22 protein-coding genes are annotated in these 21856 nt (G+C 73.2%); 10 read left to right on the top strand and 12 right to left on the bottom strand.

Annotated elements, in window-relative coordinates:
- Positions 1 to 18 precede the first annotated feature (18 nt).
- Both H9641_RS15895 and H9641_RS15890 read right to left on the bottom strand, forming a co-directional pair.
- Positions 19 to 864: an ABC transporter permease gene (locus tag H9641_RS15895; RefSeq protein ID WP_191805405.1), complete on the bottom strand. Its 846-nt coding sequence runs from the start codon at positions 862 to 864 to the stop codon at positions 19 to 21.
- A complete protein-coding gene (locus H9641_RS15890; protein ID WP_191805404.1) occupies positions 861 to 1793 on the bottom strand; it encodes an ABC transporter ATP-binding protein in 933 nt (310 codons plus the stop codon). The genes H9641_RS15895 and H9641_RS15890 overlap by 4 nt, the downstream gene beginning before the upstream one ends.
- Positions 1794 to 2838: 1045 nt before the next feature.
- Here H9641_RS15890 and H9641_RS15885 point away from each other — a divergent pair.
- The gene (locus H9641_RS15885) at positions 2839 to 4335 is read left to right on the top strand and encodes a dicarboxylate/amino acid:cation symporter (RefSeq protein ID WP_191805437.1); all 1497 of its coding nucleotides are present in this window, start codon (positions 2839 to 2841) and stop codon (positions 4333 to 4335) included.
- 107 nt (positions 4336 to 4442) lie between these two features.
- Here the strand turns inward: H9641_RS15885 and H9641_RS15880 are convergent, their stop codons facing one another.
- From H9641_RS15880 to H9641_RS15855, 6 genes are all read right to left on the bottom strand, one after another.
- Positions 4443 to 4742, bottom strand: a complete 300-nt coding sequence (locus tag H9641_RS15880) for an SHOCT domain-containing protein (protein WP_056644373.1) — start codon at positions 4740 to 4742, stop codon at positions 4443 to 4445.
- 155 nt (positions 4743 to 4897) lie between these two features.
- Positions 4898 to 5569, bottom strand: coding sequence for a response regulator (locus H9641_RS15875; protein WP_191805403.1), 672 nt, complete (start codon positions 5567 to 5569; stop codon positions 4898 to 4900).
- Positions 5566 to 6849, bottom strand: a complete 1284-nt coding sequence (locus H9641_RS20805; protein WP_191805402.1) for a sensor histidine kinase — start codon at positions 6847 to 6849, stop codon at positions 5566 to 5568. Before H9641_RS20805 ends, H9641_RS15875 begins: the two co-directional genes overlap by 4 nt.
- 516 nt (positions 6850 to 7365) lie before the next feature.
- Entirely contained in the window at positions 7366 to 7788 is a 423-nt protein-coding gene (locus tag H9641_RS15865; protein WP_191805401.1) for an MmcQ/YjbR family DNA-binding protein, read from the bottom strand.
- A gap of 110 nt (positions 7789 to 7898) precedes the next feature.
- Positions 7899 to 8825, bottom strand: a complete 927-nt coding sequence (locus H9641_RS15860; protein WP_191805400.1) for a quinone oxidoreductase family protein — start codon at positions 8823 to 8825, stop codon at positions 7899 to 7901.
- A 126-nt stretch (positions 8826 to 8951) separates the two neighbouring features.
- On the bottom strand, positions 8952 to 9500 hold the full coding sequence (locus H9641_RS15855) for an SRPBCC family protein (RefSeq protein ID WP_191805399.1): 549 nt from the start codon (positions 9498 to 9500) through the stop codon (positions 8952 to 8954).
- A gap of 132 nt (positions 9501 to 9632) precedes the next feature.
- Between H9641_RS15855 and H9641_RS15850 the strand changes: the two genes are divergently transcribed.
- Complete coding sequence (locus H9641_RS15850; RefSeq protein WP_191805398.1) at positions 9633 to 10511, top strand: DUF3626 domain-containing protein; 879 nt, start codon at positions 9633 to 9635, stop codon at positions 10509 to 10511.
- Entirely contained in the window at positions 10508 to 10897 is a 390-nt protein-coding gene (locus tag H9641_RS15845) for a TraR/DksA family transcriptional regulator (RefSeq protein WP_404821959.1), read from the top strand. The genes H9641_RS15850 and H9641_RS15845 overlap by 4 nt, the downstream gene beginning before the upstream one ends.
- Positions 10898 to 10960: 63 nt before the next feature.
- On the opposite strand, the gene H9641_RS15840 is transcribed toward H9641_RS15845, so the two are convergent.
- Positions 10961 to 11695 (bottom strand): glucose 1-dehydrogenase, encoded by a 735-nt coding sequence (locus H9641_RS15840; RefSeq protein ID WP_191805397.1) that lies wholly within the window; start codon positions 11693 to 11695, stop codon positions 10961 to 10963.
- 109 nt (positions 11696 to 11804) lie between these two features.
- Positions 11805 to 12488, bottom strand: coding sequence for a TetR/AcrR family transcriptional regulator (locus H9641_RS15835; protein WP_191805396.1), 684 nt, complete (start codon positions 12486 to 12488; stop codon positions 11805 to 11807).
- Positions 12489 to 12733: 245 nt separating this feature from the next.
- Here H9641_RS15835 and H9641_RS15830 point away from each other — a divergent pair, with 245 nt between their 5' ends.
- Complete coding sequence (locus H9641_RS15830; RefSeq protein WP_191805395.1) at positions 12734 to 14134, top strand: glutamate decarboxylase; 1401 nt, start codon at positions 12734 to 12736, stop codon at positions 14132 to 14134.
- A 147-nt stretch (positions 14135 to 14281) separates the two neighbouring features.
- On the opposite strand, the gene H9641_RS15825 is transcribed toward H9641_RS15830, so the two are convergent.
- Positions 14282 to 15520 carry an amidohydrolase gene (locus tag H9641_RS15825; protein ID WP_191805394.1) on the bottom strand — a complete coding sequence of 413 codons (1239 nt, stop codon included), beginning with the start codon at positions 15518 to 15520 and terminating at the stop codon, positions 14282 to 14284.
- A 48-nt stretch (positions 15521 to 15568) separates the two neighbouring features.
- Between H9641_RS15825 and H9641_RS15820 the strand changes: the two genes are divergently transcribed.
- The 6 genes from H9641_RS15820 to H9641_RS15795 all read left to right on the top strand — a co-directional run bounded on the left by H9641_RS15820 (position 15569) and on the right by H9641_RS15795 (position 20507).
- A complete protein-coding gene (locus tag H9641_RS15820) occupies positions 15569 to 16183 on the top strand; it encodes a hypothetical protein (protein WP_191805393.1) in 615 nt (204 codons plus the stop codon).
- A gap of 10 nt (positions 16184 to 16193) precedes the next feature.
- A complete protein-coding gene (locus H9641_RS15815; RefSeq protein ID WP_191805392.1) occupies positions 16194 to 16856 on the top strand; it encodes a hypothetical protein in 663 nt (220 codons plus the stop codon).
- Between the two features lie 100 nt (positions 16857 to 16956).
- Positions 16957 to 17661, top strand: coding sequence for a copper resistance CopC family protein (locus tag H9641_RS15810; protein ID WP_191805391.1), 705 nt, complete (start codon positions 16957 to 16959; stop codon positions 17659 to 17661).
- Between the two features lie 150 nt (positions 17662 to 17811).
- Entirely contained in the window at positions 17812 to 18420 is a 609-nt protein-coding gene (locus H9641_RS15805) for a copper chaperone PCu(A)C (RefSeq protein WP_191805390.1), read from the top strand.
- Positions 18413 to 19723 carry a Dyp-type peroxidase gene (locus H9641_RS15800; RefSeq protein WP_191805389.1) on the top strand — a complete coding sequence of 437 codons (1311 nt, stop codon included), beginning with the start codon at positions 18413 to 18415 and terminating at the stop codon, positions 19721 to 19723. The genes H9641_RS15805 and H9641_RS15800 overlap by 8 nt, the downstream gene beginning before the upstream one ends.
- Before the next feature lie 346 nt (positions 19724 to 20069).
- Positions 20070 to 20507, top strand: a complete 438-nt coding sequence (locus tag H9641_RS15795; RefSeq protein ID WP_191805388.1) for a hypothetical protein — start codon at positions 20070 to 20072, stop codon at positions 20505 to 20507.
- 29 nt (positions 20508 to 20536) lie between these two features.
- Here the strand turns inward: H9641_RS15795 and H9641_RS15790 are convergent, their stop codons facing one another.
- Positions 20537 to 21601, bottom strand: a complete 1065-nt coding sequence (locus tag H9641_RS15790) for a LacI family DNA-binding transcriptional regulator (protein ID WP_318244635.1) — start codon at positions 21599 to 21601, stop codon at positions 20537 to 20539.
- Between the last annotated feature and the right edge of the window lie 255 nt (positions 21602 to 21856).

The raw sequence follows: 21856 nt of genomic DNA, 5'->3' as shown, positions 1-21856 counted from the left end.
AGCACTCTCCCAGACGAGTCAGGCGTCCTTGCGGCGCAGCAGCACGGCGGCCACCCCGAGTGCCACCAGGACCCATCCGAGCATGACCGCGAACCCCTCCCAGGGGGACAGCATGGTGGTGCTCGATGTCGTGATGACCGATCCGACGGCGTCGGACTGGAGCAGCCGGGTGCCGGCGCTGCTGGGCAGGTGCGCGGCGAACGTCTGGAGCGGGGTCCACGGGATGGCGCCCAGCCCGTTCTCGACGACGAGGAGCAGGCCCAGCACGGCCGCGATCCCCGCGGCCGAGTGTCGCACGACCGCTCCGATGCCGCACGCGAGAGCCGTCGCAGCGGCCAGATACAACGGGACGCCGAGGAGGATCCGCAGGTCCTCGGCCCGGGTCAGGTCGATCGACATCCCCGTCGCCTCGAACCACCGGGCGCTCCCTGCCCAGGCCAGCGCGACCCCGACCATCGAGGCGGCCACGACCGTCCCGACCGTCATGAGGACCTTGGCTCCGAGCACGGGCAGGCGGGTCGGGGCGGCCACGAGCGTCGCGCGGATCTGGCCCGAGCCGTACTCGGCCGTGACGGTCAGCACGCCGAGCGTGCAGAACACGAGCTGGGCGAGCGCCACGCCCGAGGTCACGTAGACGGCCCCGACCATCGAGGAGCTACCGACCGCCTCGGGGACCTGGGCGATGCTCGCCGTCCGGGACACCGCGAACAGCGGCAGGAAGAGCGTCCCGACGGCGAGCATCCACCAGGTCGACCGTAGCGAGCGGAGCTTGACCCACTCGGCGGCGACGAGCCGGCGGAACGTCGCAGGACGCACGATCACGCGCGGCAGCCCTGTCAGGTCGGCGGGGGCGAACGTCGTCATCGGGAACCTCCGGCGGTGGGGAGGGGAGCGAACGATCGGTACTCGACGGCCTCGGCGGTGAGCTGCATGTATGCGTCCTCGAGCGATTGCTGCACGGGTGTCAGTCCGTACAGGGCTATCCCGGCGGAGGCCGCGGCGTCCGCGATGTCCTGTGCGGAGAGGCCGGTCACGTCCAGCTCGTCCGCCTCGACGGACGTCACCTCGGTGCCCGGACGGCGTAGCAGTGCGGTGAGCGCGGCGACTGCGGGCGTCCGCACACGGACCGTCGTCGTCTGCGCCCGGGCCACGATCTCCTTCAACGGGGCGTCCGCGATCACTTGCCCGCGTCCCAGGACGATCAGTTGGTCAGCCGTCAGCGCCATCTCGCTCATGAGGTGTGAGGACAGCAGCACCGTGCGGCCCTCTGCGGCGAGTGCCCGCAGCAGGGTGCGGACCCACACCACCCCTTCGGGGTCGAGACCGTTCACGGGTTCGTCGAGGATCAAGGTGTGTGGGTCGCCCAGGAGCGCGTTTGCGATGCCGAGGCGCTGCCCCATCCCGAGCGAGAACGTGCCCGCCCGCTTGTGGGCCACGGATGCCAGTCCCGTGATCTCGATGACGTGGTCAACGCGGCGCGACCTGATTCCGTGGGTCGTGGCCTGGGCGACCAGGTGCTCCCGGGCGGTCCTGCCGGGGTGCACCCCCTTCGCGTCGAGCAGGACGCCCACCTCGCCCAGCGGCGCCCTGTGCTGCGCATAGGGCCTGCCATTGACGGTCACCGTCCCAGCGGTCGGCCGGTCCAGCCCGACGATCATCCGCATCGTCGTCGACTTCCCGGCGCCGTTGGGCCCCAGGAACCCGGTGACCACCCCGGGGCGCACGGTGAACGAGATGCCGTCGACGGCAGTCTTCTCCCCGTACTTCTTGGTCAGGCCCATGGCCTCGATCATGAGAGCTCCTTCGTCGGTGTCCTCCAACGCTAGGAGCGGGGCTGCCCGCGCCAGGACCTCCACAAGAACGACATGCGCGCGTTCCACGGGTCCTTCCTGAGGAGGACCTTGTCGTTCGCGGCAGTACCTCGCGCAGGAGGGAGACGGGGGCGTCGTGCGTCATGCCAGGGCGGTTCGTGTGTACGAGACACGGCACTCGAGTTCCCTGGATGAGGTGTATTGGGGCCGGGACGGGGCGCCGGTCGGAGGTGTCGTCGGTTGAGGTGTCTTCTTGTGCGGTGTTGAGCAGGGTCTGAGACGCTGGAGATGGTAGGTCCGGAGGCGGGTCGCACCTTGGCGAGGGCAGCGTCAGGGGGCTCTCGTCAGTGCACAGCTTGTGCTGGCTGTGGGTGCCTCGCACGCGTGGTGCGACTGTGATCGGACCGTTGCGCGCCTCCAGGACGCCGCCTCATGGTGCGGCGCCTCTCGGCCCAGTCTGCGCATGCCAACCGTCTTCTTCGCGCGATCGGGCCCTCCTGCCGTGAGATGAGCTGTGGAGCGAACTGCGAAGACGCCGCCGCGTCCCAGGGAATACACCGACGGTCCGACGACGTTCCTTCCTCGGCTACTATCGGTAGCCGCGGGCGACGATCGCCCGCACCGCCGGTCCTCGGACCGGCCCGAACGGGAGTCGAATCCTTGCTGAACCGGTGGAACTTCACCGCGCGCCGTGACGTCGATCTGCGACGAGTCGCCAGCGCGCTCTGTTGTTGACCCACTGAACCGCTGGGCCCCACGGCCCGCACAGCAGTCCTCCCCACCCTCCTGACCTCGGCGTGCCCGCCGCGAGCCCGTGCTGCACGGACCCGCCCCGGTCGTGCTGCGCACGAGGCACGCGACCCGCACGGGCCCGCGTCCTCGCGACCCCGACGTCGGGATCCTCCTTCCTCCGGGCCGGGACGACTGCACTCCCTCCCTCTCGCGATGCTCGCGATCCCTGGGCGCCCCACGCGCCCGTGACGAAGAAAGCAGAACCGTGCCCTCCTCCTCTTCCTCCTCGCAGGCCGTGGCCCCCGCCGCGCCGGAGAAGTCCGCGACCGGTGCCCCCGCGCCCAAGCGCCGCCTGAAGGCGCCGTCCTTCACGGTCCAGATCCTCGTCGCGCTCGTGCTGGGCGTGCTGCTCGGCTGGGCCGCGCTGTCGATGGGCCCCGCGTCGGGTGCCGGGACCCCCGACGAGGTCCCGAACTGGCTCACGACGACCCTGTCGACGATCGGCTCGTCGTTCGTGACGCTCCTCAAGGCGATCGTCCCGCCGCTCGTCTTCACGGCGATCGTCGCGTCGATCGCGAACCTGCGGAACGTCACCAACGCCGCGCGCCTCGCGGGCCAGACGATCCTGTGGTTCGCCATCACGGCGCTCGTGTCCGTCGTGATCGGCATCGGCCTGGGCCTCGTGCTCAAGCCGGGGGCCAACACGACGCTCTCGGCGGCCGACGGCAGCGAGCCGGGCGGCTCGGGGTCGTGGCTCGACTTCCTCAACGGCTTCATCCCGAGCAACTTCCTGGGCATCGGGGCACGCACGCAGATCGAGCAGGTCGAGGGCGCCGTGAGCGGTGCGAGCACCTCGATCTCGTTCAACGTGCTCCAGATCGTCGTCATCTCGCTGATCATCGGCATCGCGGCGCTCAAGTCCGGCAAGAAGGCCGACCCGTTCCTCGCGTTCAACCGCTCGGCGCTCGCGATCATCCAGACCGTCCTGTGGTGGATCATCCGCCTCGCGCCGCTCGGCACGCTGGGCCTCATCGGCAACGCGGTCGCGACGTACGGGTGGGACCTGCTGGCCCCGCTCGCGACGTTCGCCGCCGCGATCTACATCGGCCTCGCGCTCGTGCTGTTCGTCGTCTACCCCGTGATCCTGCGGACCAACGGCCTGAGGATCACGAGCTACTTCAAGGGCGCCTGGCCCGCGATCCAGCTCGCGTTCGTGTCGCGCTCCTCGATCGGCACGCTGCCCGTGACGCAGCGCGTGACCGAGCGGAACCTCGGTGTCCCGCGCGAGTACGCGTCGTTCGCGGTGCCGCTCGCCGCGACCACCAAGATGGACGGTTGCGCCTCGATCTACCCGGCGATCTCCGCGATCTTCATCGCCCAGCTCTTCGGGATCGACCTGTCCTTCACGGACTACCTGCTCATCGCGTTCGTGTCCGTCGTGGGCTCCGCGGCGACCGCGGGCCTGACCGGCGCGATCGTCATGCTCACGCTCACGCTGTCGACGCTGGGCCTGCCGCTCGCGGGCGTGGGCCTGCTGCTCGCGATCGACCCGATCCTCGACATGGGCCGCACCGCGGTCAACGTCGCGGGCCAGGTGCTCGTGCCGACCGTCGTGGCCAAGCGTGAGGGCATCCTCGACCTCGAGCAGTACGAGGGCGTGAACGTCGAGGACCTGTTCACGGACGACGAGGGCGGCTCGGCCGACGAGGCCGCCACCCCGACCGCCGCCGCGAACGCGTCCGACGAGCCTGCGGCCTCGGCCGCCGACGAGGAGCTGGTCGGGGCGCGCTGACGCCACGCCCCACCCTCCCGCCGAGTGCGGAGCAGGTGAAGTCGATGCGCCGCATCGACGACACCTGCTCCGCACTCGGTGTTTCCGGGAGGTCCGGCTCGTCGGGCTCAGCGGTCCCGGGGCGTGAGGACCTCGAGGCGCTGGCGGTACTCGGTCTCGTCGATCTCCCCGCGCGCGTAGCGCTCGCCCAGGATCGAGACGGGGTCGTTTCCGCCCCGCCAGGCCCCCGGACCGCCGGGGTGGCCCCAGGGTCCGCCGCGCCGGGCACGGCGGGCGAACAGGAAGATCACCGTGGCGAACAGGGCGAACCACAGCAGCGGGAAGACGAACCACCACGGTCCCGGGCCCCAGCCCGCGCCGCCGTGGGCGAGGACGTCGGTCGTCGCGGTCGTGAGAGTGGTGAGCATGGGGGCCTCCTGGTCGTCGTCCGGCGAGGTGCCGGTGCGGGCCGCGGGGTGCGGCCACGTCTCCAGGCTTCCGTCCGGGGCGGCCTCCGTCGTCGGCCCCGGGATGTCTGTCGAGTACCCCGCTGGTACCGCGCGGACGAGGGAGCGCGGCGGGTTCAGCGCCCCTGACCCCAGCCGGGGCGCACGACGCCCGCCTCGTAGGCCGCGACCACGAGCTGGGCCCGGTCGCGCGCCCGCAGCTTGGTCATGACGCGCGAGACGTGGGTCTTGACGGTCGACTCCGACAGGTAGAGCGCCCGCGCGATCTCCTCGTTGGACAGCCCGTGCGCGACCTCGACGAGGACCTCGTGCTCGCGTGGCGTGAGGTCGGACAGTCCGGGCACCGGGGCGACGGTGCGCGTCGCGTCGGCCACGCGCGCGAGCAGCCGGCGGGTCACGGTCGGGGAGAGCAGCGCGTCCCCGCCCGCGGCGACCCGCACCGCGCGCACCAGGTCCTCGGGCTCGGTGTCCTTGACGAGGAACCCGCTCGCGCCGCTGCGGATCGCCTCGGTCACGTACTCGTCGAGCTCGAACGTCGTCACGACGACCACGTGCACGCCCGACGCCGCCGGGTCCGCCACGATCCGTCGCGTCGCCTCGAGCCCGTCGAGGCCGGGCATGCGGATGTCCATGAGCACGACGTCGGGCAGCAGGTCGAGCGCGAGCCGCACCGCGTCGTCTCCTGTCGCGGCCTCGCCCACGACCTGGAGGTCCGGCTCGGAGTCGATCAGTGCGCGGAACCCGCCGCGCACGAGGCTCTGGTCGTCGGCGAGCACGACGCGGATCATGGGTTCTCCTGCTCTGCGGGCTTCTGGTCGGTGGTGGCGTCGTCGTCCGGCCCGACGGCGCCGCGCGCCTCCCACGGGAGCCTCGCCTCGACGAGGAATCCGCCCCGCGGTCCGGGGCCGGCCGTGAGGGTCCCGCCCGCGTCGGTCACACGCTCGCGCATTCCCCGCAGGCCGTACCCCTCGGTGACGAGCCGGTCGTCGAGCCCGCCCGCCCACGACGGGTCCGCCGGCCGGTCCGCGGGGGCGGCTCCGTCGTCGGACACCGTGACCACGAGGGTGCGGGGCCGGGCCGAGCGCGGGGACGACGCCTCGCCCGTGCCGACCACCCGGACCTCGACCGTCGCGCGCGTGGCCCCCGCAGCGTGCCGCTGCACGTTGGTGAGCGACTCCTGCACCACGCGGTAGACGATCCCGGCCAGGCGAGGGGCCGCGTCGTGCGCGGCGTCCTCGACCGTCAGGCCGACCACGACGCCCGGCACCTGACCCACCAGGCGAGGCAGCGCCCCGAGGTCCCATGCTGGTGAGCGGGGGACCTCGCCACCCTCGGCGCGGACGATGCCGAGCACCGTCCTGACCTCGTCGAGCGACTCGCGGCTCGTCGACCGGATCGCGGCGAGGGCAGTGCGCGCCTGCTCGGGGTCGCGGTCCAGGAGGTGCAGCCCGACGCCCGCCTGCACGTTGATCGCCGACAACGAGTGGGCCAGGACGTCGTGCAGCTCGCGCGCGATGCGCAGGCGCTCGGCTGTCACGGCGTTGAGCTCGTGCTCGCGGCGGGCAGCACGGACCGCGGCCATACGGGCGACGCGACCCCTGACGCCTCCGGCCGCGAGGAGCGCGACCGTCGTCCACGCCAGCCCCCCGAGCAGCGCGACCGTGGGCGGCCCGCCCCGCAGCGTCGCGGCCGCGACCGTGATCCCCGCCAGCACCACGACGCCCGACCACGCGACGACGCGCCCGTGCGCGGCGGGTCCCGCGAGCATCACGCCCGCGAGGACCGCGACGGTCGGGACGAACACCGGCCCCCACGGGTAGCCCAGGAGGAGGTACGCGCCCGTCGCGGCAAGGCTCAGGGTGGCGGCCAGGACGTGGCGGCGCGGGACGGTCGCGAGCACCACGGGCGAGACCAGCAGCAGGGCGAACGCGAGCGCGTCGAGCGGCTCGGCACCGGGCTGGCCGTGCGCGGCACCCAGGGTGCCGACGACCGCGACGAGCGCCGTGACGATCGCGAGGAAGAGGCGCGGTCGGCGGTGGTCGAACGGGCCGGTGAGCTCGTCGGGCACGGTCGGGTCGTCGCTCGGTCCGCTCTCGCTGCCGTCGTGCGGCCAGGACCACGGGCCGTGCGGGCCGGGCCTTGCGGGGGCACCGTGCTCGTCACGGGCACCGGCCCGTGGGCGGAACGGTCCCGGCCGGTCACCACGCCAGGGCGGGCCCCACGGAGTGCCCGGGGTCCCCGCGGACCTCCCGTCGCCGACCATGCGGCCACGCTACGCCGAGGGGCGGGAAGGCGCGTCCGCCCGGGGTGCCGGCGGTGGTGGTACGCGGGTGCCGGGTGCTGGTGCTGGTGCCGAGGTAGAACGTGCTGCGCGAGGTAGAACGCGCTGCGTTCTACCTCGCGCAGCACGTTCTACCTCGCGGGGAGAGCGGGGATCTGGAGAGTGATCGGGAGGGAGCGGACGAAGCAAGACGTACCGCCGACGGTCCCGGCTACGGCCGACCTCGCTACGACCGACCCCGCTTCGATCGACGCCCCGACGACCGGCGGCCGCTACGACCGGCGGCCGCCACGACCGACCTCGCTACGACCGACGCCCCGCGGGCGACCCCTCCGCGTCCAGCCGGGCCACGAGCCGGGGGCCCGCGACCTCGCGGTAGGACATGTCGAGCAGCTCGGCGACCTCCTGCCAGTCGACCGGTGCGGCCTCGAGGTCGAGCCCGAGCCAGCCGGCCGGCCCGTAGTAGGCCGGCACGAAGAAGCGGGGGTCCTGCGCGAGCGCGGCCTCCTCGGCGGGGTCCACCTTGACGAGCAGCGCGTCCGGGTACTGCCGGGCGGGAGCCGTGGGGGTCGCCTTGGTCATGCCGCCGTGGACCGCGAACAGCAGGCGGGCCCGGAACGTCACGCGTCCGTGCGAGACCCGCTCCTCTGCACCGGGGAAGGCCAGGGCCAGGCGACGCAGCTCGCCGAGGTGAGCGGCGTCGTCGGGCGTGGAGGCGGCAGGCATGGTTCCAGCGAACCATGCGCTACCCACGCGCGCTGCCGGGTGCGGAACCCCCGTGCGACTCGCCAGGCGTGTCGCACGAGAGCTCCGCACCCAGAGCTGAGAGCCGCGCGTCAGACCTCGAGCACGACCTTGCCGCGCACGTGCCCGTCCGCGACCTGCTGGACGGCCCGAGCGGCCTCGACCAGCGGGAAGCGCGCTGAGATCTCCAGGGTCAGCAGCCCGGCCTCGGCGAGCGCGAGCGCCTCGCGCAGCGCGCCCTTGCGGGACGTCTTGGTCGCGATGCCCGCGGCGAGCGACTCCTCGGTCTCCACGAGCGTCACGGCGCGCGGGCCGCCGTCACGGGTCAGGCCGTCGGGTCCGAGGAGCTGGACGGTCTGCGCGACGGTCTCGGGTGACCCGACCAGGTCGACGACGGCCGTCACCGCCGAGAGCCCGTCCGGCAGGGCGCGGACCGCGTCGACGAGCCCCGGGCCGTAGGCCACGGGCGTCGCGCCGAGCCCGCGCAGGTAGTCGTGGTTCGCCGCGGAGGCCGAGCCGACGACGCGCGCCCCGAGCGCCTTCGCGATCTGGACCGCCGCCGAGCCGACCCCGCCCGACGCCCCGTGGATCAGCACCACGTCCTTGTCACCGACCCCGGCCTGGGCCAGGGCGGAGAACGCCGCGGCGGCAGCGACGGGCAGGACCGCAGCCTGCTCGAACGAGACGTTGGCGGGCTTGACCCGGGTCTTGGCGGCCTGGACCACCGACTTCTCGCGCTGGGCCCCCGTGCCGCTCCAGACGACCTCGTCGCCCACCGCGAAGCCCTCGACGCCCTCGCCCACGGCCTCGACCACTCCCGCGGCCTCGAAGCCGAGCACCTGCGGGAACTCGTCGCCGCCCCCGAACTTCCCGGCGAGCTTCTTCACGTCGGCCGGGTTGACCCCGATCACGCGGTTCGCGACGACGAGCTCCCCGTCACCGGGTGCCGGCACGGGCTCGTCGCCGACGCGCAGGGCGTCGACATCGCCGTGGCGGTCGTAGAAGATCGCGGTGCTCATGGGTCTACCTCTTCGAGATGTGGGGGCGCTGGGAGGAAGATGTGCGGTTCGCGCGAAACCGGTTTGCCACTCTTCCATCCCGGACGGAGTCCTGTCATGCCCGACGACGGTGGGTCGCGCTGCTGGTCAGGTGCGGTCCGGCGTCGCGAGGCCGGGCCTCGGGGCCGGTGGTGCGGTCTGTTCGCGGACCGCGGAGAGGACCACGGGATCTGCGCAGCCACGCGCGAAACCGTTGATCCGCCGCTGGATGTCGCGGCTCAGGAGCCACGAGCCGATGCGCTCGGCCAGGGGAGCGAGCCAGGCGGGGCGGCACGTGAAGCTGTACCGCCACACGGCCCTGGTCGTGACGGGCTCGGGGTGTCCTACGTCACGGCCCGGAGCGGGCGAGAAACGCCAGCCGCCCGCCATGCTCGCGAAGAACCACGGGCCCTCGACCATCTTCATCCCGACGTTCGTCGGTGGGTTGTAGGAGACGTACTCGCTGACCATCCGCAGGCCTGCGCGGTGCCGGGTGAGGGTGCGGACGCCCTTTGCGGGTGCCGCCGCGTCGTCCAGGAACCGCTGAGAGTGGATGAACGGGTCCCAGTGCAGCCGGATGTCGCCAGTGGTCTGCGAGACCGCGAACGCGGTGGCAGGGTCCACGGGGACGATCACGGACGACTCGACGACGGGCACGCTCCGATCCTTGCACGGGGAACCCACACGGGGCCGAGGGGAGACGCCCGGGCTCGCGGAGCCGGCCCGAGCGCGGCCCGAGCGCGGCCCGTGCCCGGCCCGTGCCCGGCCGCCCCGTGGTGCAATCGAGGGATGGACCCCGGCGCCGCCCTCGAGCACGTGCTCGCGCGCGCGCTCGACGGGCCTCCTCTCCGTGACGACGCTCGCATCGCGCTGCACTTCCACCCCGACACCGACCTGCGGGGCGAGCCGACCCTCGAACGCATCCTGCGCGACGGCTCGTACCTGTCGCAGTTCGTGACGGGCACGAGCAACGGGGGCCTCACGGCCGAGGGCCGCGGTGATCGGTGGCGCTGGGAGCAGCGGATGTTCGGCGGGACCTACGACGACGCCCCCGCAGGGTCTCGACCGGTCTACGGGGCGCTCGTCCTCGACCGTGACCCCTACGGGCCGTCGCCTCGGTTCGGGTCCGCGTGGTTCCGTCTGCGCCGCGCGACGGTGGACCGTGCGACGTTCGCCTTCCCGGACAGCGCCCAGGGGCCGGAGGCTTTCGGGGTCGCGCGGCGGATGGGGCTCGTCGAGCTGCTCCGGGCGAGCGCCCCGGGCGACCCGCTGGACCGGTACGTCGAGTCGCACGTGCACGGAGGGGTCGCCGTCCCGGGGGACGTCGAGGCGCTCGTGCTCGACCCGTCGCACCGCGACGTGCTCGGCGGGGTGCTGCACGGCGTCGACCTGGCCGTGGAGTGGCACCCGGGGTACGTGGTCGACGTCGGGACGATCGCCCGCCACGCCGACTACCGGGGGAGCGACGTCGTCGGGCTCGCGGCCCGGGTCGCGGAGGACGGGGTGATCACGCCCGCGGTGCTCGGGCGCTGGAGGGGGCGGCCGGACGTCGACCCGCAGATCCTGAAGCGGGTCTGGCACTCCGTGGCCCGGTTCGGGCGCACGGCTCCCGACGGGGACGGGGGCGCCTCGGGTGCCGCCGCGACGGACACCCCGGGGCCACGGTGAGGGGCGCACCCGGGGCGCGTGACGCCGTCGTGCGGGAGCGTCTGCTCGCTCTGCGCGACGAGGCCGCGGCCCGCACCGAGGCGCTGCGCGGGGAGGTGGCCGGGATCGTCGAGGCGTCCAAGGACTCCAACGCCGACGACGAGCACGACCCGGACGGCGCGACCATCGCGTTCGAACGAGCCCAGGTCGGTGCGTTGCAACGGCTCGCCGAGCAGCAGACGGCCGAGGTCGACGCGGCCCTGGCCCGGCTGGATGCCGGCACCTACGGGACGTGCGAGTCGTGCGGCGGGCCCGTCGGCGAGGCCCGACTGGAGGCGCGACCGACTGCGCGGCTGTGCATCGCGTGCGCGTCGGCGGACGGCAGGTCCGGGCGCGGCACGAGGTAGACCCGGGCGGGCGGGGTGTCCGCCACGCCCGCCCCGGTCCGCCCGAGAGGCCGGTGCGACGGCCTACTTGTGCGGGACCCCCGCGATGAGGCCGCCGTCGATCACGAACTCGGAGCCCGTCGAGTAGCTCGACTCGTCGCTCGCGAGGAACAGGACGAGCTGCGAGACCTCCTCGGGCTCGGCGGGCCGTCCCAGGGGGATGGGCAGGAAGTCGTGGCTGATCTTCTCGGTCATGGGCGTCTTGATGAAGCCCGGGTGGACCGAGTTGACGCGCACGCCCGAGGGGCCGAGGTCCAGGGCCACGGACTTGGTGAGCCCGCGGACGCCGAACTTCGACGCGACGTAGCCGTGCAGGCCCGCGCTGCCGCGCATGCCCTCGACCGAGGAGATGTTGATGATCGACCCGCGCCCGGCCTTGGCCATGATCGGGGCGACGGCGTGGATGCCGAGGAACGTGCCCGTGAGGTTGATGTCGATGATCTTGCGCCACATGTCGGGCGTGAACTCGGTGATGGGGGCGGCGTTCGCGATGCCGGCGTTGTTGACGAGCACGTCGATGCGGCCGAACTTCTCGAGCGTGAACGCGACGGCCGCGTCCCAGTCCTCCTCCTTGGTCACGTCGAGGTGGATGTACGCGGCGTTCTCGCCGAGCTCGGCGGCGAGCGCCTCGCCCTTGGTGTCGTCGAGGTCGGCGATGACGACCTTGCCGCCCTCGGCGACGAGCGCCTTGGCGTGGGTGACGCCCATGCCTCCGGTTCCTCCGGTGACGATGGCGACCTTGTTGAACACGCGGCCCATGGTGGGGCCTCCTTTCGGGTGTGCCCGGGGTCGGGGGAGCCCTCGTGGGGTGCCCGACGGCGGAGCGTGCGGTGTGCGGTGAAGCCCGCCTGTGCGGTGGGGCGCCGGGTCAGTTCGGCGCGGTCCACCAGGTGGCGAGCGAGGTGCGTGCGATCCGGGGGAAGAACTCCGGGTCGCGCGGCACGGGGGTGGCGAGCCACGCCTCGAGGGCCCCGACCGAGCCGAGGCCGACGTAGCACGCGTAGGCGTGGGCGGCCTGCTCGACGTCCGCGCGTGCGGCGTCGTGGGAGACCGGCATGAGGTGCGGGTGGCCGACGAGGAAGGCGCGCAGCGTCTCGGTGAAGTGCTCGGCGAGCAGCCGGAACAGGGGGGCGCTGAGCCCCCCGTCGCGAGCCCGCTCGTAGATGTCGGCGTGCGCGTCGACGTGCCCGGCGACGGACCGGGTGATGGAGTCGACGACCCGTCGGGGGTCCGGGGGCGCGGCGGTGGCCGTGGTCGTGTCCTCGCCCGCCGGGGGCGTGCCCGGGCCGGACCCGCCCTCCTGGGGGGCTCCGCCGTCGGGCGTGACGCCGACCGCCGCGAAGAACTCGTCACGGATCGTGTCGAGCTCGGTGCGCAGGATGCCCGTGAGGAGCTCGGCCGGGCTGCTCGCGTGGTCGTAGAAGGTCGCGCGGTTGATCCCGGCGCGCGTCGCGACCTGGGAGACGGTGACGTCGTCGATGTCGTGCTCGGTGGCGAGCTCGAGGACCGCGGTCCGCAGTGCTGCGGTCGTGCGTTCGGTGCGGGGGTCCATGTCGCCTCCTCTGTGGGTGCGGGACGGGCCCGCGGAACGTGCTGACACTTCGACAGTACGCCGGGGCAACCATTTTGGCAACGCCTGTCGTTTAGGTGCTCCGAGGAGGGGGAAAGGGCGGAAAGTCGGGCCTGTCGGCCCTGCCTCGCATGGCCGGGACGGCTCGCCGGGCAGCCGTCCGGGCCTACCGTGGGATGGTCGGGCGGATCGACCGACCCGCCCTCCCTCCTGCCAAGGGGACGAACATGTCCGGATCGAACCGTGGTGCAGAGTCCGAGGAGCGCGACGTCGTCGCCATGAACCCGTTGTTCTCCCGGCCGGGGGAGGCGACCGAGCTCCCCCGCAACGTCCTGCCGCCGGGGGAGTCGTTCCCCGAGACGGCCTACCAGATCGTCCACGACGAGGCGATGCTCGACGGCAACGCCCGCCTCAACCTCGCGACGTTCGTCGGCACGTGGATGGATCCCTACGCGCAGAGGCTCAACGCCGAGACCGCCGACAAGAACATGATCGACAAGGACGAGTACCCGGCCACGGCCGCGATCGAGACCCGGTGCTGGAAGATCCTCGGCGACCTGTGGAACGCGCCGGACCCGGCGAGCACGATCGGGACCTCGACCATCGGGTCCTCCGAGGCCGCCATGCTGGGCGGGCTCGCGCTCAAGCGGCGCTGGCAGCACGCGCGCCGCGCCGCGGGGAAGTCGACCGAGAAGCCCAACCTCGTGCTGTCGAGCGCGGTCCAGGTCTGCTGGGAGAAGTTCTGCAACTACTGGGACGTCGAGGCCCGCTACGTCCCCATCTCGCTCGAGCACAAGGTGCTCGACGGGTTCGAGCTCGAGAAGTACGTGGACGAGAACACGATCGGCGTCGTCGCGATCCTCGGGGTCACCTACACCGGCGCCTACGAGCCGGTCGAGAAGATCTCGGCCGCCCTCGACGAGATCCAGGCCGCGACGGGACTGGACGTCCCGATCCACGTCGACGGCGCCTCGGGGGCCATGATCGCGCCGTTCCTCCAGCCGGACCTCGTGTGGGACTTCCGGGTCGACCGCGTGGCGTCGATCAACACCTCGGCGCACAAGTACGGGCTCGTGTACCCCGGGCTCGGGTGGGTCGTCTGGCGGGACAAGGCCGCGCTGCCCGAGGACCTCGTCTTCTCGGTGAGCTACCTGGGCGGGGACATGCCGACGTTCGCGCTCAACTTCTCCCGGCCGGGCTCGCAGGTGCTGCTCCAGTACTACCTGTTCCTGCGGCTCGGCTACGACGGCTACTACAAGGTGCAGAAGGCGTCGCAGGACGTCGCGCTCTACCTGTCGGGCGAGATCGCGAAGATGCCGCAGTTCGACCTGTGGAACGACGGGAGCGACATCCCGGTCTTCGCGTGGAGCCTCAAGAAGGGCTACACCGACAAGTGGACGCTCTACCACCTGTCCGAGCGGCTGCGGACGAAGGGGTGGCTCCTGCCGTCCTACCCCATGCCCGTGGACCTCGAGGACCTGACGGTCCAGCGCATCGTGGTGCGCAACGGACTGAGCCGCGACCTGGCGGGCAGCCTGCTCGGTGACATCCGCACCGAGATCGCGTTCCTCGACGCCCTCGAGTCGCCCATGCCGGTCGAGGCCGTGAGCAAGGGGTTCCACCACTGAGGTGCGCGCGACCGGCGAGGGGCGGCCCCCGCGGGACGCGAGGTAGAACGCGCTGCGCGATGTAGTGCTCAGCGCGTTCTACCTCGCGCAGCACGTCCTACCTCGTCACCGACGGACGGGCCGGGAGCGGCCGGCCCACCCCACGGGTCAGTCCGCGAAGCGCTCCCCGCGCTCCACGACCCGGCCCGCTCCGCGCCCACCGGCCGCCGCACGGTCCCACGTGTAGACCTCGGTGCCGGTCACGAACACGTTCTCGGCGCGCGACGTCACGTCGAGCGGGTCGCCGGACCAGATCACGACGTCGCCGTCGAGCCCGGGGCGCAGCGAGCCGATGCGGTCGTCGAGCCCCAGGAACGCGGCAGGGTTGGTCGTGAGCGCCTGGATCGCGACCTCGGGGTCGAGCCCCTCCTTCACGGCGAGCGACGCCTGGTGCACCAGGAAGTTGATGGGCACCACGGGGTGGTCGGTCGTGATCGCGACGCGCACGCCGGCGCGGGCGAGCGCCCCGAGGCTCGCGATGTTGCGGTTGCGCAGCTCGATCTTGGAGCGCGACGTGAACAGCGGGCCGAAGATGACCGGGACGTCGTGCTCGGCGAGGACGTCGGCGACCGCGGCGCCGTCGGTCCCGTGGTTGATGACGAGCTTGTAGCCGAACTCGTCCGCGAGGCGCAGCGCGGTCGCGATGTCGTCGGCACGGTGCGTGTGCTGGTCCCAGTAGAGCTCGCCCGCGAGCACGCGGCCCAGCGTCTCCTTGGCGAGGTCGCGCTCGAACGGCTCGCCCTTGGCCTGCGCCGCGTCGCGCTTGGCGACGTAGTTCTGGGCGTCGACGAACGCCTTGCGGATGACGTTCGCCACGCCGAGACGCGTCGAGGGGAGCTTCTTCTGGTCGCCGTAGACGCGCTTGGGATTCTCGCCCAGCGCCGACTTCACCGACACGGCCTCGCGGATGATCTGCTCGTCGACGGTCCGCCCGCCCCAGGTCTTGATCGCGACGGTCTGGCCGCCGATCGGGTTGCCCGAGCCGGGCTTGATGACGGCCGACGTCACGCCGCCCACGAGCGCGTCACGGAAGCCCTCGTCCTCGATGTTGATGGCGTCCAGGGCGCGCAGCGCGGCGCCGTTGGGGTCGGTCATCTCGTTGGTGTCGTTGCCGGCCCAGCCCTCGGCCTCCTCCATGACGCCCATGTGGCCGTGCGACTCGACGAAGCCGGGCAGGACCCAGCGTCCCCCGGCGTCGATCGTGCGGACGCCGTCGGGCACGACGACGTCCTGGCCCACGGCCGTGATGACGCCGTCCTCGACGAGGACGGTCGCGTTCTCCAGGGGTGCGGAGGCGACGGGGACGACGTAGCCGTTCGTGATGGCGATGCTGTTGCGTGTGGTCATGCGCTCTATCCTCTCCCCGACCGGGCACGACGATCATCAGGGGGCCACATGAGCCGCGCCGCGCACCGTGCGTCACCCGCCGAGCGGCGTCGACGACGCCGCGCCCGCTGGCTGGACACCTGGCTGCGGACGGCACTGGGGATCGGGGTGCTCGTCGGCGTGGTCGGGGGAGTGGAGCTGAGCTCGACCGTGCGTGACCTGGGGCTGGCCCGTGAGCTCTCGGCCACCGGGTCCTCCGCGACGGCGCACGACGCGCGCATACGCGTCGAACCGGGCGGCAGGGGCACGACGATGCTCGACCGCGCCGAGGCCGTGGTCGAGATCCCGGGCGAGGGGGCGGGGGTCGTCACCCGGCTGCGGTCCGTCGACGTCGACACCACGGGCCTCGGGCGCGGCTGGCACGACGCGCCACCGGCGAGCTCGTACGACGGGACCTTCGACGTCGTCGTGGCGCCGGGCGAGCGGCCGGTCGCGATGGAGGTGGGGGACCTCGAGCAGGCCCTGAGGGGGAACGCCGTCGACGAGGCGCGCACCGTCCTCGTCGTCGGCGTGTGCTGGACGGCCTTCTGGGGACTCGTGGCCGGGGCGGTCGTACGAGCGCGTTCGCGGGACCGTCCGCCGGGGTCCGGAGGCCGGATCCGACGCCGCGTCATGTCCCGCTAGGGTGGTCTCCGTGCTCACCCAGGTCGCCGGTCCGTTGCGCGTCGCGCGCGCCGGTCTCGTCGCGACCCTGGTGCTGGCCCTCGGGGCGCTCGCGCACCGCGTCGGCGGCGGCACGCTCCCGGACCCGCTGGTCCTCGCGGCCCTGGCCGCGTTCACGATGGCCGGCGCGACGTTCGCGGCCCGCTTCCGCCTGACGTTCCCGCGGCTCGTCGCGGTCCTCGGCACGGGCCAGGTCGCGCTGCACTACGGCCTCGGTTTCGGCGCGGGCGCCACGTGCGCCCCGGTGGCAGGTCCCGCCGCGGGGCACGCCGGGCACGCGGGGCACGGGGCAGCGGCTCAGGTGTCGGCGTGCGCCGCGGGCACACCCCTCCTGCCCGACGGCGTCGCGCACCTCCCGCACGAGACCCCCGCGGGAGCGTGGATGGTCCTGGCGCACGTGCTCGCGACCCTGGTCGTGGCGCTGGTCGTCGCGCACGGCGAGCGAGCGCTCGGCCTGCTGCTGACGTGGCTCGCGCCGCGGACGGCGCTCGCGGACCTGCTGCCCCCGCTGCCCGTCGCGCTCCGGCTCCCGACCCCGGTCGCTGCGCCGTCCCGCGCCGCGACGGTCCACCTGCGGACCCCGACGACGCGCGGACCGCCGCTGCTCGCCCGGCCCGTCGCCCTTCCTTCCTGACCCCTGTCCGCGCTCGCGCGCGGACGATCGACGAGGCCGGCCGCCCCCTGGGTACCCCTTGCGCGAGCTCGTGCCGCGCCTCATCGAGAGCTTCTTCCCCATGTCTTTGCAGACCAACCGGTCCCACCCGTCCACCGCCCCCACCGATCGCCGTGCGCGTGCGGCCGCCGTCGTGCGCCCCGCGCCTCTCGCCGGCCCGGCCCGGCTCCTGGTCGCCGTCCTTGCCGCCGTCGCGACGCTCGCGGCGACGCTGCTGCTCGGCGTCGCCGGTGCCGTCCCGGCCCAGGCGCACGACCGCATCATCAGCTCCGACCCGGCCGACGGCGCCCAGCTCGCCACGGCCCCCGCGGCGCTGACCATGACGTTCAGCACCGAGCCGCTCGCGGTCGAGCCCCAGGTCGTCGTGACCGACACCGCGGGGACGGTCGTCGCGCAGGGCAGCCCCACGATCGAGGGCACCTCCGCGACGTTCCCGTGGCCCGCCGAGCTGACCGGTGACACGTACACGGTCGCGTGGCGCGTCGTCTCCTCGGACGGTCACCCCATCGAGGGCACGTTCTCGTTCGCGGTCGCGGCGGCTCCCGAGCCCGCCCCGACCACGGCGAGCGAGGAGCCCGCGGCCGTGTCGCCGTCGGCCACCGAGGACACGACGACCGAGGCGACCACCTCGGCAGTGCCCGAGGAGACCGACGAGACCGACGACGACGGCCGCTCGATCGCGCCGCTGCTCGTCGGGATCGGCGTGCTCGCCGCGGCGGCCGTGGTCGTCGCGGTGCTCATCGTGCGCCGCCGCCAGCAGGACTGACGGACCCCCACCCACTTCCCGGCGACTCGTCGCCCGGGCGCTCCCGCGACCCCGCTGGTCGTGCGTCCCGTCCTGCCCCGGACCGCGCACGCCCCGCGCCGCGGGACGCCCTCGCGCGCCACGACGCCGGGCCTCCTCGAAGGAACCACCATGTCTGCACGCACCACCACTCCCACGTCCCGCGCCTCGGTCCGCCCCCGGCGCACGGCCCTGCTCGGCGCGGCCGTCACGACGCTCGCGCTGCTCGCGGTCGCGGGGTGCTCGGCCTCGGCCGACACCTCGTCGGGCGCGGCCACCCCGAGCACCGCGTCCGGCAGCGCGTCGGAGGGCACGGCAGCCGACCACCTGACCGCGACCGACCCTTGGATCAAGGCGGCCGAGTCCGGCATGACCGCGGCCTTCGCCGTCCTGCACAACGACGGCGACCAGGACGTCACGGTCGTCGGCGCGACCTCCGACCTGTCTCCTGTCCAGATCCACGAGATGGCGACCGACGACTCGGGTGCCATGGTCATGCGCGAGAAGGAGGGCGGGCTGACGATCCCCGCGGGCGGCGAGCACGCGCTCGAGCCCGGCGGCGACCACCTCATGCTCATGGAGCTCTCGTCGCCCGTCGAGCCCGGGGCCGAGTACGAGGTCACGCTCGAGCTGAGCGACGGCTCGACGCTCGTCGTCACGGCCCCGGCCCGCACCTTCGCGGGGGCCAAGGAGGACTACGACGAGGGTCACGAGGGTCACGACATGAGCCACGATGGCTGACCGGGAGCCCCGCCCGGGCCCTGGCAAACACTCCGACCACGAACCGACGCCGCCCGCGCCCTCCACCTCCCGGGCCAGGGTCTCGCGTCGCGCGTTCCTGGTCGGCGGGGCGGCCGCAGGTGCGGTCGCGGTCGCCGGTGCGGGAGGTGCGTGGGCCGGGAGGGCCACGGCTCCCGCGACGGGAGCGGCGTCGTCGGGCACCGTGACCCCTGCCGCGCTGCACGGCGACCTGCGCGTGCCTTTCCACGGTCCGCGTCAGGCGGGTGTCGAGACGCCTCCCCAGGCGTACCTGACGCTCGTGGCGCTGAACCTCGCCCCCGGCACCGACCGGGACGCGCTGGTACGGCTCATGCGGATCTGGACCGACGACGTCGTGCGCCTCACCCAGGGGCGTCCGGGCCTGACCGACACCGAGCCCGAGCTCGCGGAGGTACCCGCGCGCCTCACGGTCACGGTGGGCTACGGCCCTGCGGTCTTCACGGCTGCGGGGCTCGACGACCGTCGCCCGGACTGGTTGAGGCCGCTCCCGGCGTTCGCCGTGGACCGGCTCGAGGACCGCTGGAACGGCGGCGACCTGGTGCTCCAGGTCTGCGCCGACGACGAGGTCACGGTCTCGCACGCGGTCCGGATGCTGCTCCGCGAGGCGCGCGACCTCGCGTCCGTGCGGTGGCTGCAGAAGGGCTTCCGACGGTCCGTCGGCAGCGAGCCCGCGGGGCGGACCATGCGCAACCTCATGGGGCAGATCGACGGGACGCGGAACGTGGACCTCGTCACGGACGCCCCGCTCGTGTGGTCGGACGGCACGGACGGGTGGCTCGCGGGCGGCACGTCGATGGTCGTGCGGCGCATCCGCATGGAGCTCGACACGTGGGACGAGGTCGACCGCTCCACGCGCGAGGCCGTCATGGGGCGTCGTCTCGCCGACGGAGCACCGCTCACGGGCGCGAGGGAGCACGACGAGCCCGACCTCGAGGCGGTCGGGCCGCACGGCCTGACCGTGATCGGGCCCGCCGCGCACGTGCGGCGGGCCCGGACGAGCGACCCGGCCGAGCGGTTCCTGCGGCGCGCGTACAGCTACGACGACGCGCCCGACGTCGCGACGGACCCGGGCGCGCTCAGCAGCTCGGGCCTGGTGTTCGTGACGTTCCAGGCCGACGTCGACCGGCAGTTCGTGCCGGTCCAGCGGCGTCTCGACGAGGTGGACCTGCTCAACGAGTGGACGACGCCGGTCGGTTCGGCGGTCTTCGCGGTCCCGCCGGGCTGCGCCGAGGGCGAGTTCCTGGGGCAGCCGCTGCTGGGCTGAGCGTGGCCGGACGGCCCGTGCGGGGCGCCTCGTGGGCGCTCGGCTCGGGCCGTCCTGCTGCGACCCGTGGCACCCGATGTCAGAATGTGATGCGGGTCACGTCGGCGTTCTGCATCAAACGAGGAGACCCCTCCTCTGAGTGTTGTGAGTGCTCGGTCGTCGATGGGGGTCGTGACGAGCGCGAGGGTCGGAGGCGGCCCGTGGTGTGAGCGCTGCAGGGGGGCGCTCACGCGACGGGCCGCCTCCGGCGCGTCCGGGGCAGTTCCGCGCCGTGAACGTCGAGGTGCCCGATACGCTCCCTGGCGACGGTCGGGACGCACCCGGCCGAGAGCGGGGGAGACCGTCGGTGACAGAGCTCGCTGCCGTCGCGGTCGGCGTCTACGTGGCGTCTCTCCTCGCGGTCGCCGGTGCGTGCGTCGTGCGTGCCGGGCGCAGCGACGCGGGCACGATCCTGTTGCTCGTCGCCTCTCTCGCGGTCCTGGCCGCCGTAGGGTGCGCCAGGTCCTGGAGCAGGACGGGGACGTGGCAGGGGATGCTCCTGGTCGCGGCCTGGCTCAACGTGTCCCTCCTCGTGGGGACAGGAGGCAGCCCGATGCGCGCCCTGCTCAACAGCGCGGACCTGCGCCGCGCCCGGGGGTTCGGGCGGTGGGGTCGCGCACCGCGGCCGCTCGGTGACACGGACCGCGTCGTGCGTGGCCCGCTCCGCTGGCCGGCGCTGACGCTGTTCCTCGCGGGTGCCGGTGCCGTTCTCCTGCTGCGGCCCGAGTGGGTCGGGATCGCCTGAGAGGCTCCGCGGGCTTGCGCCCGCGACGCTCAGCGCGGCGGCGCCGTGCTGAGGCGCACCGCGAGCTCGGGCAGCACGACCTCGGGCTCGTGCACGGTCGTCGGGTCCGCGATGAGCGCGATGACGTGCTCGACCGCGAGGCGACCGGTCAGGTGGAACGGCTGGCGGACCGTGGTGAGCGGGGGAGCGCAGTACGCCGCGAGCGCGATGTCGTCCATGCCCACGACCGACACGTCCTCGGGCACCCGTCGGCCCATCTCGGTCAGGCCGCGGATCAGCCCGAACGCCATCTCGTCGCTCGCGACGAACACCGCGGTGACCTCGGGCAGGCGGCCCAGGACCAGGCCGTTGCGGTAACCCGACTCGGGGCTCCAGTCCCCGTAGAGGACCGGCGGCTCGGTGCAGCGGCCGTCCTCGAGCGCGGCCCGCCACCCGGCCGTACGTCCGTTGGCGTCGTTCCAGGACGCGGGGCCCGCGAGGTGCCACACGGTCTCGTGGCCCAGCTCGAGGAGGTGCTCGGTCGCGGCGCGGCCGGCCGCGACCTGGTCGACCGCGACGACCTCGGTCGCCGACGACTGCATGCCGTCCACGACGACCGTCGGGGTCCCGTGGATGAGGTCGCCGAGCGACTCGTCGTCGCGCACGGGCACGGCGATGACCAGGCCGTCGACGCCCTGGTCGAGGAGGCGCTCGACGGCCTGCGCGATCGACGCGGGCGAGAGCGAGGCGGTGCTCGCGGTGCTGACGAAGTAGCCGCCGTCGCGGGCCGCGCGCTGCATGCCGAGCATCATGGCGCTGCCCGAGTAGAAGTCGGTCTCGTGCGTGATGACGCCGATGGTCTTGCTGCGCCCGGTCACGAGCGCGCGGGCGAGGCTGTTGCGGCGGTAGCCGGTCTGCTCGACGGCGGCGCGCACCCGGTTGCGGGTGGTCTCGTTGACGTTGGGGTGCCCCGACAGGACGCGCGAGACGGTCTGCGCGGACACGCCGGCGACGCGGGCGACGTCGGCCATGGCGGGGCCGCGGCCTCGCGGGGGAGCGACCGTGGTGGTGCTCTGTGCCGGCTCGGACCGCTCGGACCGTGACGGTGGTTCCACGTGCTCTCCTTCGGGCGTGAGGGCCGGTCGCGGAGCGTCGGGCACCTCGGTGTGCGCGGCCACGGGTGTGCACCGCAGCGTAGTGGACGTCAACACCGCGGGCCTCCCTGGCCCACGTCGCCGTCATCCAACTGTTACCTATGTTGACCATAACAGTCAGAACATGCAGGGAAAAGTGACGGATTCATGCAGACCGAGCATCCACATGTTGCAAGGGTTGTGATCCATATCAACCCTGTGTCAGAGTGTGCCCCA

Origin of the sequence: Oerskovia merdavium (assembly GCF_014836755.1) — a bacterium.
Taxonomy (GTDB): domain Bacteria; phylum Actinomycetota; class Actinomycetes; order Actinomycetales; family Cellulomonadaceae; genus Oerskovia; species Oerskovia merdavium.
Note: the sequence above shows the minus strand (reverse complement) of the source record. Positions and strands in the feature narration are given on the sequence as shown.

Bases quoted from the DNA above. Each gene is read 5' to 3' on its own strand.
- H9641_RS15895 (WP_191805405.1), bottom strand. From the start codon at position 864: ATGACGACGTTCGCCCCCGCCGACCTGACAGGGCTGCCGCGCGTGATC.
- H9641_RS15890 (WP_191805404.1), bottom strand. From the start codon at position 1,793: ATGATCGAGGCCATGGGCCTGACCAAGAAGTACGGGGAGAAGACTGCC.
- H9641_RS15880 (WP_056644373.1), bottom strand. From the start codon at position 4,742: ATGCTCACCACTCTCACGACCGCGACGACCGACGTCCTCGCCCACGGC.
- H9641_RS15875 (WP_191805403.1), bottom strand. From the start codon at position 5,569: ATGATCCGCGTCGTGCTCGCCGACGACCAGAGCCTCGTGCGCGGCGGG.
- H9641_RS15865 (WP_191805401.1), bottom strand. From the start codon at position 7,788: ATGCCTGCCGCCTCCACGCCCGACGACGCCGCTCACCTCGGCGAGCTG.
- H9641_RS15860 (WP_191805400.1), bottom strand. From the start codon at position 8,825: ATGAGCACCGCGATCTTCTACGACCGCCACGGCGATGTCGACGCCCTG.
- H9641_RS15850 (WP_191805398.1), top strand. From the start codon at position 9,633: ATGGACCCCGGCGCCGCCCTCGAGCACGTGCTCGCGCGCGCGCTCGAC.
- H9641_RS15840 (WP_191805397.1), bottom strand. From the start codon at position 11,695: ATGGGCCGCGTGTTCAACAAGGTCGCCATCGTCACCGGAGGAACCGGA.
- H9641_RS15835 (WP_191805396.1), bottom strand. From the start codon at position 12,488: ATGGACCCCCGCACCGAACGCACGACCGCAGCACTGCGGACCGCGGTC.
- H9641_RS15830 (WP_191805395.1), top strand. From the start codon at position 12,734: ATGTCCGGATCGAACCGTGGTGCAGAGTCCGAGGAGCGCGACGTCGTC.
- H9641_RS15825 (WP_191805394.1), bottom strand. From the start codon at position 15,520: ATGACCACACGCAACAGCATCGCCATCACGAACGGCTACGTCGTCCCC.
- H9641_RS15820 (WP_191805393.1), top strand. From the start codon at position 15,569: ATGAGCCGCGCCGCGCACCGTGCGTCACCCGCCGAGCGGCGTCGACGA.
- H9641_RS15810 (WP_191805391.1), top strand. From the start codon at position 16,957: ATGTCTTTGCAGACCAACCGGTCCCACCCGTCCACCGCCCCCACCGAT.
- H9641_RS15805 (WP_191805390.1), top strand. From the start codon at position 17,812: ATGTCTGCACGCACCACCACTCCCACGTCCCGCGCCTCGGTCCGCCCC.
- H9641_RS15800 (WP_191805389.1), top strand. From the start codon at position 18,413: ATGGCTGACCGGGAGCCCCGCCCGGGCCCTGGCAAACACTCCGACCAC.